Origin of the sequence: Streptomyces sp. NPDC000151 (genome assembly GCF_040301705.1) — a bacterium.
Taxonomy (GTDB): Bacteria; Actinomycetota; Actinomycetes; order Streptomycetales; family Streptomycetaceae; genus Streptomyces.
In genome coordinates this window covers 1-12,491 of record NZ_JBEPFC010000192.1, presented here as the reverse complement: position 1 = coordinate 12,491, position 12,491 = coordinate 1, and the positions used below count along the sequence as shown (strand labels likewise).

Annotated in this window: 8 protein-coding genes and 1 pseudogene; 6 read left to right on the top strand and 3 right to left on the bottom strand. The window is 72.4% G+C overall.

What is annotated here, in order from left to right; genetic code table 11:
- The 4 genes from ABT381_RS32580 to ABT381_RS32565 all read left to right on the top strand — a co-directional run.
- On the top strand, positions 1 to 976 hold a 976-nt coding region (locus tag ABT381_RS32580), incomplete at its 5' end, for a carbohydrate ABC transporter permease (protein WP_351600593.1).
- Positions 973 to 1,806, top strand: coding sequence for a carbohydrate ABC transporter permease (locus ABT381_RS32575; RefSeq protein WP_351600591.1), 834 nt, complete (start codon positions 973 to 975; stop codon positions 1,804 to 1,806). The genes ABT381_RS32580 and ABT381_RS32575, both read left to right, overlap by 4 nt.
- Positions 1,807 to 1,839: 33 nt before the next feature.
- Complete coding sequence (locus ABT381_RS32570) at positions 1,840 to 3,480, top strand: glycoside hydrolase family 13 protein (protein ID WP_351600589.1); 1,641 nt, start codon at positions 1,840 to 1,842, stop codon at positions 3,478 to 3,480.
- A gap of 29 nt (positions 3,481 to 3,509) precedes the next feature.
- Entirely contained in the window at positions 3,510 to 4,544 is a 1,035-nt protein-coding gene (locus tag ABT381_RS32565) for an aldo/keto reductase (RefSeq protein WP_351600588.1), read from the top strand.
- Positions 4,545 to 4,604: 60 nt separating this feature from the next.
- On the opposite strand, the gene ABT381_RS32560 is transcribed toward ABT381_RS32565, so the two are convergent.
- Together ABT381_RS32560 and ABT381_RS32555 are read right to left on the bottom strand one after the other, a co-directional pair.
- Complete coding sequence (locus ABT381_RS32560) at positions 4,605 to 6,599, bottom strand: N-acetylmuramoyl-L-alanine amidase (protein ID WP_467754688.1); 1,995 nt, start codon at positions 6,597 to 6,599, stop codon at positions 4,605 to 4,607.
- A gap of 430 nt (positions 6,600 to 7,029) precedes the next feature.
- Complete coding sequence (locus ABT381_RS32555; protein ID WP_351600585.1) at positions 7,030 to 8,163, bottom strand: aminoglycoside phosphotransferase family protein; 1,134 nt, start codon at positions 8,161 to 8,163, stop codon at positions 7,030 to 7,032.
- 234 nt (positions 8,164 to 8,397) lie between these two features.
- Here ABT381_RS32555 and ABT381_RS32550 point away from each other — a divergent pair, with 234 nt between their 5' ends.
- Positions 8,398 to 9,882 (top strand): DNA-binding protein NsdB, encoded by a 1,485-nt coding sequence (locus ABT381_RS32550; RefSeq protein WP_351600583.1) that lies wholly within the window; start codon positions 8,398 to 8,400, stop codon positions 9,880 to 9,882.
- 85 nt (positions 9,883 to 9,967) lie between these two features.
- Here ABT381_RS32550 and ABT381_RS32545 read toward each other — a convergent pair whose 3' ends face one another.
- Positions 9,968 to 11,452 (bottom strand): PP2C family protein-serine/threonine phosphatase, encoded by a 1,485-nt coding sequence (locus ABT381_RS32545; protein WP_351600595.1) that lies wholly within the window; start codon positions 11,450 to 11,452, stop codon positions 9,968 to 9,970.
- A gap of 363 nt (positions 11,453 to 11,815) precedes the next feature.
- On the opposite strand from ABT381_RS32545, the pseudogene ABT381_RS32540 reads away from it, so the two are divergent.
- Positions 11,816 to 12,491: pseudogene (locus ABT381_RS32540) on the top strand (HEAT repeat domain-containing protein); the annotation flags it as partial.

Sequence of the window (12,491 nt, the reverse complement as noted above, 5' to 3'; positions counted from 1 at the left end):
GCCACCCGCCCCGCCCGCCCGGCGCCGCCCGGCCCGGGCCACCGCCGGCACCGCCCGGCTCGCCACCCTCCTGGTCTCACCCACCCTGCTGGTCCTCGCGGTCGTCGTGCTCTACCCGACGCTCGTGGCGCTGAAGCAGTCGCTCTACGGCACCCGCGGCCTGGACCCGAAGACCGGATTCGTCGAGGACAGCGAGCCGTTCGTCGGCCTGCAGAACTTCGCCGCGATCTTCGGCGAGGCCGGCAGCCGCTTCTGGAACGCCTTCTGGAACACCACGTTCTTCACCGTCAGCACCGTCCTCCTGGAAACCCTCATCGGGGTCACCATGGCGCTGATCATGCACCAGGCGTTCCGCGGCCGTGCCCTGGTCCGCGCGAGCATCCTCGTCCCGTGGGCCATCCCCACAGCCGTCACCGGCCTCCTCTGGCGCTGGATCTTCAACAGCAACGGCATCGCCAACGCGCTCCTCGGCCGTCAAGTCCTGTGGACCACCGAGGGCTTCCACGCCAAGGCCGCCGTGATCATCGCCGACGTGTGGAAGACCGCGCCCTTCGTCGGCCTGCTCGTCCTCGCCGGCCTCCAGGTCATCCCCAAGGAGGTGTACGAGGCGGCCCGCGTGGACGGCGCCGGGATGCTCCGCCGGTTCTGGCACATCACACTGCCGCTGGTGAAGCCCGCGCTGCTGGTGGCCGTGCTGTTCCGCACGCTGGACGCGCTGCGCATGTTCGACCTGCCGTACCTCCTCATCGGTGCGCAGAAGACCTCGGTGGAGACGCTCTCGATGCTCGCCCAGGACCAGGCCGCCAACGTACGGTTCGGCCCGGCGTCCGCCTACGCGGTGCTGCTCTTCGTGTACGTCTTCCTCATCGCGCTGGCCTTCGTGCGGCTGCTCGGCGCCGACGTCGTCGGGGAGGACGACGCGGCTCCCCGGCGCCGCCGGCTGCTGCCGCGCCGCCGTCAGGAGGTTGCGGCATGACGATCCCGGCAAGCCTCCGCAAGTGGCTGTTGTACGCGGGCGTCGCCGCGGTGGTGGCCTACTGCCTCGCGCCGTTCTACTGGATGCTGGTCTCCAGCCTCCGCCGTACCTCCGACATCTTCGACAACTCCCTGCTCCCGGCGCCGCTCTCGCTGGAGAACTACCGCGCCGTCTTCGACCCCTCCCAGGCCTTCACCCGCGCCCTCCTCAACAGCCTGGTCGTGGCGGGCGTGACCACCTGCCTGGCGCTGCTGCTCGCGACCTTCACCGCGTACGCCATGGCCCGGCTGGAGTTCCGGCTCAAGCGGCTGGTGCTCACCGTGATCATCGCCACCTCGATGTTCCCGGTGGTCTCGATCGCCGTGCCGCTGCTGAAGCTCTTCGTCGAGCTGGGCTGGATCAACACCTACCAGGCCATGATCGTGCCGAGCATGTCCTTCACCCTGCCGCTCGCGGTCTGGAACCTCACCGCCTTCTTCCGGCAGCTGCCCGAAGAGCTGGAACAGGCGGCCATGATCGACGGCTGCACCCGCGGCCAGGCGTTCCGCAGGGTCATCGTCCCGCTCGCCGCGCCCGGCCTGTTCACCACCGCGATCATCACCTTCATCGCGGCCTGGAACGAATTCCTCATCGCCCTGTCCATGACCAACAAGCCGGAGATGCAGACCGCGCCGGTCGCGATCTCCAAGTTCTCCGGCGCCACCCAGTTCGAGACGCCGTTCGGCAGCCAGATGGCCGCCGGCGTGCTCGTGACCGTACCGCTCGTCATCGTGGTGCTGCTCTTCCAGCGCCGCATCGTCGCCGGCCTCACCGCCGGCGCCGCGAAGTAGCCCGGACCGCCCCGTACAAGGAGTACGTAACCCATGACCAGCACCGCACCCTGGTGGCGCGACGCCGTCATCTACCAGGTCTACATCCGCAGCTTCGCCGACGGGAACGGCGACGGCATCGGTGACATCGCCGGCATCCGCTCGCGGCTGCCGTACCTGAAGTCGCTCGGCGTGGACGCCATTTGGATCAACCCGTGGTACAAGTCGCCGCAGGCCGACCACGGTTATGACGTGGCCGACTTCCGGGAGATCGACCCGCGGTTCGGCACCGTGGCCGAGGCCGAGGCACTCATTGAAGAGGCCCACCGCAACGGCATCCGCGTCATCCCCGACATCGTGCCCAACCACGTCTCCGACCAGCACGCGTGGTTCCAGGCAGCGCTGGCCGCCGGACAGGGCAGCCCCGAGCGGGAGCGCTTCATCTTCCGGTCCGGCCGCGGCGCTGACGGCGCCGAGCCGCCCAACAACTGGAAGTCCTGCTTCGGCGGCTCTGCCTGGACCCGGCTGCCCGACGGGCAGTGGTACCTGCATCTGTTCGCCCCGGAGCAGCCGGACCTCAACTGGGAACACCCGGAAGTGCGCGCGGAGTTCGAGGACATCCTGCGGTTCTGGTTCGGCCGCGGCGTCGACGGATTCCGCATCGATGTGGCACACGGGCTGATCAAGCACCCCGAGCTGCCCGACCTGCCGTCCCGCGAGGACCCGAACGCGCTGGCCCCGCACGGCGGACTCGACCACCCCCACTGGGACCGCGACGAGGTGCACGAGGTCTTCCGCGCATGGCGCCGCGTGGCCGACGAATTCCCCGGCGACCGGAAGTTCGTCGCCGAAGCCTGGACGCACGCCCCCGACCGCCTCGCCAACTACGTACGCCCTGACGGCCTGCACACGGCGTTCAACTTCGACTTCCTGATGACCCCCTGGGACGCCAAGGAACTGCGCGAGGTCATCGACACCTCGCTCGCCACCCTCGGTTCGGTCGGCGCGCCGGCCACCTGGGTGCTCTCCAACCACGATGTGGTCCGCCACCCCAGCCGGTTCGGCCGCAAGGTGGTGAAGAAGTGGGTCGCCAACGAGGTCTACCGGCCCGAAGGCCCGCTCGACTTTGAACTCGGCACCCGCAGGGCCCGCGCGGCCGCCCTCCTGATGCTCTCCCTCCCCGGCGGCGCGTACATCTACCAGGGCGAGGAACTGGGCCTGCCCGAGGTCGAGGACCTGCCGGAGAACGTGCTCCAGGACCCGTGCTGGGAGCGCTCCGGCCACACCGACCGGGGCCGGGACGGCTGCCGCGTGCCGATCCCGTGGGCGGGCGAGCACGCGCCGTACGGCTTCAGCCCGGAGGGCGCGGCGGGCGCGCCCTGGCTGCCGCAGCCCCCGGAGTGGGGCGAGCTGAGCGTCGCCGCACAAGAGGGCGACGAGGACTCCATGCTGGCGCTCTACCGCCGCGCCCTGCGCCTGCGCCGCGACCACCCGGCGCTCGGCGACGGAACGCTGACCTGGCTCGACGCGCCGGACGGCGTGCTCGCCCTGCGTCGCGAGCCGGGCTTCCTCTGCGTGGTCAACCTCTCGGCCGAGCCGTACACCCTGCCCGCGCACGAGACCGTACTGCTGGCCAGCGGCCCGCTCGCGGACGGCCGGCTGGCGCCGGACCAGGCCGTCTGGCTCGCCCTGTGACCGCCCGGCCTACGGAAGGAGTAATCGGCATGGAGTACCGCACCCTCGGCCCCAGCGGCTGCGGCGTCTCGGCGCTGGCGCTGGGCACCATGACGTTCGGCCACGAGACCGACGAGGCGGGCGCACACGCCCAGCTGGACCGGTTCGTCGAAGCCGGCGGCACCCTCGTGGACACCGCCGACGTCTACACCGCCGGCGCGTCCGAAGAGATCATCGGGCGCTGGCTCGCCGCACGCCCCGCCGACGTCACCGACCGCGTCGTCCTCGCCACCAAGGGCCGCTTCCCCATGGCCGAGGATCCGAACGGCGCCGGGCTCTCCCGCCGCCACCTGCACCGCGCGCTGGACGCCTCGCTGCGCCGGCTCGGCGTCGAGACGGTCGACCTGTACCAGGTGCACGCCTGGGACCCGCTCACGCCCATCGAGGAGACGCTCCGCTTCCTCGACGACGCGGTGCGCCAGGGCAAGATCCACTACATCGGGCTGTCCAACTTCACCGGCTGGCAGCTCCAGAAGACCGTCGACATCGCCGACTTCCGGGGGCTGGCCCGCCCGGTCACCCTCCAGCCGCAGTACAGCCTGCTCTCCCGCGAGATCGAATGGGAGATCACCCCGGCCTGCGCCTCCGAAGGGCTCGGGCTGCTCCCGTGGAGCCCGCTCGGCGGCGGCTGGCTGACCGGCAAGTACCGCCGGGACGCCCGGCCCGCCGGCGCCACCCGGCTCGGCGAGAACCCGGAGCGCGGCGTCGAGGCGTACGACCGGCGCGGCCGCGTCGAGCGCACCTGGGCCGTCGTCGACGAGGTGCGCGCGGTGGCCGAGGAGCGCGGCGTCTCCATGGCGCAGGTCGCCCTCGCCTGGGTACGCGACCGCCCGGCCGTCACCTCGGTGATCCTCGGCGCGCGGACCGTTGAACAATTGGACGACAACCTCGCGGCGGCCGGCCTGCGGCTGTCGGACGAGGAACGGGACCGGCTGGACAAGGTGAGCGACCCGGGTGCCGCCGACTACCCGTACGGCGGCCCCGGCCAGGAGCAGCGCAGCCGGAAGGTGGCCGGCGGGCGCTGAGGGCGGACACGGCACGGCGGCCGGCGGGCCCGGAAGGACCCGCCGGCCGCCGCGTCCCGTCTAGCGGTCCGACCTGCGGATGTCGACGTCCGTCGCGCGGACGTAGCCGACCCGGTGGCCGACCTGGATCTCGTAGTACGCGTCCTTGCCGCGCACCACCGCGTGCTTGCTCGTGTCGAACGTCGGCGCGTAGAAGTACTCGCCGAGCGTCCGGCCGCCGACCGTGTAGCGCTGGCCGGCCTTGAGGGCGTACGGGAGCGGCGAGACCGCCTGGACCGGGACGCCGGCCGGGTAGGCGGCCTTCTCCGGGTAGGCCCGCCCGTAGACCGGGATCTCCGTCCGGCCCGCCTTCGGGACGGCCACCCAGCCCCTGGCGTGCACCGCCGTCGGCTCCGCGCCGGGGTTGTGGAACCACGCCTTCTGGCCGAGGTACCAGATCGCCGTCCAGTCGCCCTTCCGGTCCGCGACCGCGAACTGCTGGCCGGTGCTGGCACGAGCGCCGGTGTCGTTCACCCCCGCGGTGGAGTCACCGCCACCCGGGTGCAGCCCCTCGTCCTTGATCAGCGGGGCGTCCTCGCTGGGCGCGGAGTACAGGCGTACAGCGCCCGAGCCGTGCGCGGCGCACGGCTGGCCCGCCTTCTCGCAGCCCGTGTACGCAGGCTGGTTCTCGTCGTACTCCGGGCGGATGGTGACCAGGCCGCCGTGCGGCCCCGCGGTCGGCGCCAGCGGCCTGCCCAGCAGGTCGAAGTAGTGGTCCCAGTCCCAGTACGGGCCCGGGTCGGTGTGCATGCCCTTGATCGAGGCGGTGGTCGTCCCCGGCACGTTGTCGTGCCCGAGGATGTGCTGCCGGTCCACCGGGATGTCGTACTTGCGCGTCAGATACCGCACCAGGCGCGCGGAGGTGCGGTACATCGCCTCCGTGTACCAGGCGTCCGGCGCGACCAGGAAGCCCTCGTGCTCCAGGCCGATGGAGCGGGAGTTGATGTACCAGTTGCCCGCGTGCCAGCCGACGTCCTTGGTCGGGACGTGCTGGGCGATCAGCCCGTCGGAGGACCGGAGGCTGTAGTGCCAGGACACGTACGTCGGGTCCTGCACCAGCTTCAGGGTCGTCTCCCACGTCGCTTCCGTGTCATGGATGACGAGGTAGTCGACGGACTGGTCCTGGGGGCGGTCCGCCAGGTCGTGGTTGCCGTAGTCGTCGTCGCCGAGCTCCTGGTACGGAGCGGGCACCGACTCGCACGCCACCTCCGGCGGGCACTCGGTCTCCCCGGACTCCGCCTTGCGCAGGCCCAGTACGCGGGTCTGGGCGCGGTCGGGGGTCAGGCCCGGGGACTTGGCGAGGGTGACGCGCTGGCCCGCGTCGGTCGTCCGGGACGCGCCGCCGCGCAGCACGTCGTACACCTGGTCGGCGAAGACGGTGGCGCTCTTCGCCTCGCTCGCGCCCGAGTAACGGGCCACCGCCGCATACCAGTCGGCGGGGTCGGCGCTCGTCTTCAGGCCGAGCCGGCGCTGCTGGTCGGCGAGGAGGGCGGCGCCGCCGCTGATGTTCGCCGCGGCGTTCTCGCGCAGCTCGCGCGCGGACAGGCCGGTGAGCGCCGCGGCCTTCGGCAGGGTCCGCAGCCGCGCCGGCAACTGCGAGGTCTTCGGCAGCTTCGCCTCTGAGGTCTTGCGAGGGCGCGCGTCGTCGCCGCGGGCGTCCTCGGTGCCCTCGCTGTGGTGCGGCGCCTCCCGGGCGAGCGCGGTCCGCGCGTCGGTGAGGTGCATCGGGCCGTACCCGCCGGACACGCTGGGCGCGCCCTGGTGCCCGTCCCAGCGGGACTCCAGGTAGGCGACGCCCAGCAGCACGCTCTGCGGCACGTCGTACCGGGCGGACGCGTCGGCGAAGGCACGCTGGAGGGAACCGGTGTCCGAGCCCGCGGTGGCGGTGGGCGCGGCCGAGACCAGTGGCAGAAGGAGGGCGGCCACCGCGACAGCGGTACCGGCCCTCCTCGTCGTCCTGCGGGGGGTTCGGGGGGCGTCGCGTCTGGCGACGCCGACAGGGGCGGATCCTCGCAATGCAGCCTCCTCGGGCCGGCCCGTACCGGGCGGTGTGGCGGATGGTGCGCCGTTGGGCGTGCGGGAACCTGTCAAGAGGTATCGGTTCACCGACGATCCGTCAATCACCCCGCGACCGGCCGATTTCGCAGGTCGGCGCGGGGCCGGAGAAGTTTTCGCGCACCGGGCTCCGGGCCTGGGACGCGTCAGTGGAATGGACCAATGCCGGAGGGAACGCCGGGCCGTGCACCGTCTCGGAATCCGCACCGCCACAGGGGTGCTCGGGGGTGATGCCCCGGAGCGCGCCACCGTACGCCACCCTGCCGCGGCGGAGCGCGTACAGGAGAGCGGCGCCGCACATACAGGAGCGGCGCGCTCCTCCGTGGAGCGCGCAGAGAAGAGCGGCGCGCCCCAGTACAGGCGCGCCGCTCCCTTTCCCCCCGTCGGCGGATCAGCGGGTGCCGACCGCCGCCCGTACCGCACGCCGCGCCATCTGGGCGTCGTCGTGCAGCCGCCGCAGCAGCAGGCGCTGTTCCTCGCCCGCCGCGGGCGCCCCCGGCTGTCCCTGACCGGTGGGACCGGGCGGCACTTCATCCCGCATGGTCCGCTGTACCGCGGTCTCGTAGCGCCGGATCTCCCGGGTCAGCACCAGCATCAGATTGACCAGGAAGGAGTCCCGGGCGGCGGGGCCCGCGGCCTGCGCGAGCTGACTGATCTGGCGGCGGGCGACCGGCGCGTCCCCCAGCACCGACCACAGGGTCGCCAGGTCGTAGCCCGGCAAGTACCAGCCGGCGTGCTCCCAGTCCAGCAGCACCGGGCCGGCCGGCGAGAGCAGGACGTTGTTCAGCAGCGCGTCGCCGTGGCAGAACTGGCCGGGGGAGTGCGCGATGCCGTGCATCAGCTTCTGCAGGTCGCCCAGGTCCCGGTCGGTCAGCAGGCCGAGATCGTGGTACCGCCCGATGCGGTTCGCGTAGTCCAGGGGGGCGTCGAACATCCCGGCCGGCGGGCGCCAGAGGTTGATCCGGCAGATCGCCCCGAGCGCGGCCCGGACGTCCGCACGCGGCGGCGCCTCCGTGGGATGCCGCTGCACGGCCGCGACCCGGCCGGGCATGCGTTCGACGACCAGCGTGCAGTCGTCAGGGTCCGCGGCGACCAACCTCGGCACGCGCACCGGCGGACGGTGGCGTACGAAGGCGCGATACGCAGCTATTTCGTGCCGGAACCGCTCGACCCAGGCCGGCGAGTGGTCCAGTAAACACTTCGCCACCGCGGTCGAGCGCCCGGTCGTGCCGACGAGAAGGACGGATTTCCCGCCCCGCCGCAGTACCTGGACGGGGTTGAACTCCGGACAGATGCGCTGCACCGAGGCGACCGCCGCGCGCAACTGCGCGCCCTGGGGGCCGGACAAATCGAGTCTCCCGCTGAGCGGTTGTGGTGCTGCTCCCTGGGGGCGCCGGAGGCGGCCGCCCGGAGGCCCGGCGGCCATTCCCGAGGAGTGAGCGGGATCGAGGTACGGACCGCTGCCCGTGGGCTGCGGGCGGTACGGCCGGGTCGGGGCGGTCGCGGCGGACGATGCTGCGTACATGGGTGGATGAGGTCCCTTCGTGCGCCGACGAGTGGCGTTGCGCCACCGGCCCGGTGAGGGTTGCGACACCCTGGGGAATGCGTTTCCGCCACCGGGCCGGGGGCTGCGTCTCTACAGAACACGCGACTACGGGTGGCAGACCATCTGGCGCACCCTGGCGAACCCTGGCGAATGCTCGCCCGGCACATGACGGCCGGTTACTGTCAACTCAGTCGAGGAACCTGGGGGCTTGACGTGAACAGGGAGCCGAACACCCGTCTCGCGGACCTTTTCCAGCTCGCCGGCTGGTCGAAGGGCGAGCTGGCGAGGTTGGTCAACCGGCAGGCGGCGGCCATGGGCCACCCGCAGCTGGCGACCGACACGTCCCGAGTCCGGCGCTGGATCGACATGGGGGAGACCCCGCGCGATCCGGTGCCGAAGGTCCTGGCATCCCTGTTCACCGAGCGCCTCGGCCGTGTCGTAACCACCGAGGACCTCGGCTTCGCACGCTCAGGGCGCGCGGGGAAGCGGCAGGGCGCCGATGGCCTGCCGTGGCCGCCCGACCGTACGGCTGCGGTCCTCACGGAATTCATGGGAATGGACCTCATGCTCAACCGACGCGGCTTGGTGGGCGCGGGCGCGGCGCTCGCCGCCGGCTCCGCGCTCAGCAGCGCCATGTACGACTGGTTGCACGCCGACCCGGCCCTGGCAGCCGACGCACCCCGTACCGACAACCCTCTCGGCCCCCATACCCTCGACCAGACCGGCCTGGACCGCTATGAAGCGGCTCCCGTGGGCTCCCAGGAGATCGACGCGCTGGAGCGCTCGGTGGAGGTCTTCCGCGCCTGGGACGCGGCCCGCGGCGGCGGGCTGCAGCGCAAGGCCGTGGTGGGCCAGCTCAACGAGGTGGGCGGAATGCTCGCCTACCGCCATCCCGAACACCTCCAGCGGCGGCTGTGGGGCGTGGCGGCCAACCTCGCCGTCCTGGCCGGCTGGATGTCCCACGACGTGGGCCTGGAGCCCACGGCGCAGAAGTACTTCGTCATCGCCGCGCACGCGGCCCGTGAGGGCGGCGACCGCCCCCGGGCCGGGGAGGCGCTGTCCCGGGCGGCGCGCCAGATGGTCCACCTGGGCCGCCCGGACGACGCCCTGGACCTGATGAACCTCGCCCACTCAGGCTCCGGCGACGAGACCCTGCCGCGCACGCGTGCGATGCTGCACACGATCGAGGCGTGGGCGCAGGCGTCGAAGGGCCACGGGCAGGCGATGCGGCGCACTCTCGGCGAGGCCGAGGAGCTGTTCGTCTCGGACAAGCGGGACGTGCCGCCGCCCAGTTGGATGCAGAGCTTCGACGAGGCCGACCTGCACGGGATGCAGGCACTGGCGTACCGCACGCTCGCCGAGCACGACCCCAAAGCCGCCAAGCTCGCCCAGGGGCACGCGCGGCAGGCGCTGGCGCTGCGCAGGGACGGTTACCAGCGCTCGCAGATCTTCGACTATCTGTCGCTGGCCTCCGCCCTGTTCATCGCCAACGATCCCGAACAGGCGGATCGGTACGCGCGGCTGGCACTGGTGTCGATCGGGGAGAACTCCTCGCACCGCACCTGGGACCGGCTGCGCGAGATGTACCGCCTGACGGGGCAGTACGCCGACTACGCCAAGGTCCAGGACCTGCGCGAGGAGATCAGGCTCGCCCTGCCGAAGCAGAAGAAGCCGAAGGACCGCAACGGGCAGGTCTGAGCGACCTCCGTACCACCGCGGGAGATGCTGCCCCCAGGACCTCGGGGCGGTTTCCGGCGGTACCGTCAGCCCCCGTCGGGGCTCTTCATCGTCCCTCTTCACCGACCTGCGCGATCAACACGCAGGCATCGTCCTCTCGTTCGGCGTTGCCGAACTCCTCGACGACGGCTCGGACGCTGTCCTGCGCGCTCCGCGCCGCGGCGAACCGGGGGGCGAGGGCGAGCAGCCGCTCCGCGCCTTCGTGCGTGCTGTCCGCGTCGGGCGTACGGCGCCGGGGCACCAGCCCGTCGGTGTACAGCACGAGCAGGTCGCCCGGCTGCAACTGCACGCTGCGCTGCGTGTACACGGCCCCGGAGGTCGCGCCCAGCAGCACGCCCTCCGGCGGCTGCAGCGCCTGCCCCTGCCCGTCCCGGAACAGCAGCGGGGCGGGGTGCCCGGCCTGCGCCCAGTCCAGCCTGCGGGTGGCCGGGTCGAAGCGGCAGCACACCGCGCTGCCCAGGGCGGGCTGCGCGGAGGCGTCCAGGAGCTGGTTGAGGTAGCCCATCAGCGGGCCCGGCTCCTGGCCCGAGACGGCCATGCCGCGCAGCGCGCCGAGCAGCATCGCCATGCCCGACGTGGCGGTCACGCCGTGCCCGGTGAGGTCGCCGGCGCTCAGCAGCGTGCGCCCGTCGGGCAGCTGCAGCGCGTCGTACCAGTCGCCGCCGATGAGGGCGCTGGAGCCGGAAGGGAGGTAACGGGCGGCGAGGTCCAGGGCGACCGGGCCGCCGTGCGGGAACCGCAGGGAGCCGCGCCACGGCGGCAGCACGGCTTCCTGCAGCTCGACCGCAAGCCGGTGTTCGGTCTGTGCGATGTGCCGTTGACGCTGCAGCGAGTCACGGGTCTCGCGCACCGCCCTCTGGCTGCGTCGCAGCTCGCTGACGTCGCGCAGCACGGCCCACATGCAGGCCGTGCTGCCGTCGGCGTCGAGCACCGGCTCGCCCACCATGTGCACCGTGCGCACGCTCGCGTCGGCGCGCACGATGCGGAATTCGCCGTCGATCGGCTTGCCGTCCACCAGGCAGTCCGTGACCATCGCGGTCACCAGCGGCTGGTCGTCGGAGAAGATCAGGGAGGGCAGCTCGTCCAGGGTGAGCGGCCCGTCGGCGGGCTCCCGGCCGAAGATGCCGAACAGCTCTTCGGACCAGCTGGCCTCGTCGGTGAGGAGGTTCCACTCCGCGCTGCCCACGCGGGTCAGCAGCGAGCCGCGGGCGTGCGCCTCGGGGTCGGGCCCTGCCGGGGCCGCGGGACGCGGCAGGGGCTCGTCCGGGCCGTCCACGGGCCCGGTCGGCAGTCCCTCTCTGAGCTGGTCCAGATGTCCGCCGAGGTCGTCGAGGTGGTGGACCGCGAGGTCGTACAGGGCACGCTGCCAGCGCAGCCGGGCGTCCTCGTCCGGGTGACCTTCGGCGGCGGCCTCGCGGCGCACGGCGTCCAGGCCACCGCGGAGCCGGCGGGCCTGCGAGATGAGTGCGTCGACCGCGCCGCGCTCGGGCGGCTGGGCGGGATGATGGTCCGCGAAGAGATGGGACGGCATGACGTACTCCGATATCAGGCGGCGCGCGGCCATGTCTGTGGCCTCGTCGGCCATGTCTGTGGCCTCGTCGGCCATGTCTGATGGAAGGGCCGGTAACGACTGTTGCACAGGCTGCGACCGCGCGTAAGGGATTTGGCATGACCCGATACGGTGGTGCGCATGGCATATGCCCCCGGCTGCGCCTTGGCAACCCGCCCGGACGCTGCGGAATCCGTCGCTCCGGGCTAGGCTTCGGCCGCCGTACGGCAGTCGTTCCGCCGATCCACCCTGGGGAACGACGCATACGGCCCGCGGACACCGGCAAGAATGCCCGTCAGCGGAAATCCCGTTGCCAGCCAGTCCCCCGCACCGGATGCTGACCTCATGTTCGATCCAGACATAGCGCCCAGTGGCACCCTGCTCGGCCTCCTCCAGCGAGGCCGCGGCGACGGGACCCTGCATGCCTTGGCGGCGCCCCGGGCCGAGGCCCTGGCCGCCCTCAACGACAGTGTGCTGAGCGACCCCCGGCGCGACTGGCAGCTGGAGAACCGCTCGCTGTACTACGCACGCCTCTACATGCAGCTCGACGGCGGCCTCGAAGAGATCGAACGGCACCTCTTCCACCCCGACGACCGCACCGACACCCGCGAGGAGCGCACCGGCCTCGCGCTCTCCGTCCTGGGCCACCTCGCCTCCTACGGGCGCGACGCCGCGCTGCTCCTGTTGCGCAGCTACGCCGCGGTCGGCGGCAACTGGCGCTGGGCCCTGGACGAGCTCGCCCTGCGCGACGACGACGAGGGCCTGGCCTCCCTGGCGCCCGCCGTCCTGGCCCGGTTCCCCGAGACCCCCGAGGGCGAGGCCGAGCTGGCCGCTGCCGTACGGGACGCCTTCGAGCCCCGCCCCTGGCGGCTGTGGGCCGAGGACGCCCGGTACGGCGCCCGGGTGCGCGCCGCCGGCGAGCAGGGCTGCTTCGACCGCTGGCAGCGCCAGCTCACGCCGAGCGGCCCGCGCCCCGGCTGGAGCGTCCGTGAGGTCCTGCAGTGGGCCGAGGACGGCCGTG

What these genes read in the sequence shown, in the direction of transcription:
- ABT381_RS32575 (WP_351600591.1), top strand. Translation starts at nt 973, where the DNA reads ATGACGATCCCGGCAAGCCTCCGCAAGTGGCTGTTGTACGCGGGCGTC.
- ABT381_RS32570 (WP_351600589.1), top strand. Translation starts at nt 1,840, where the DNA reads ATGACCAGCACCGCACCCTGGTGGCGCGACGCCGTCATCTACCAGGTC.
- ABT381_RS32565 (WP_351600588.1), top strand. Translation starts at nt 3,510, where the DNA reads ATGGAGTACCGCACCCTCGGCCCCAGCGGCTGCGGCGTCTCGGCGCTG.
- ABT381_RS32555 (WP_351600585.1), bottom strand. Translation starts at nt 8,163, where the DNA reads ATGTACGCAGCATCGTCCGCCGCGACCGCCCCGACCCGGCCGTACCGC.
- ABT381_RS32545 (WP_351600595.1), bottom strand. Translation starts at nt 11,452, where the DNA reads ATGCCGTCCCATCTCTTCGCGGACCATCATCCCGCCCAGCCGCCCGAG.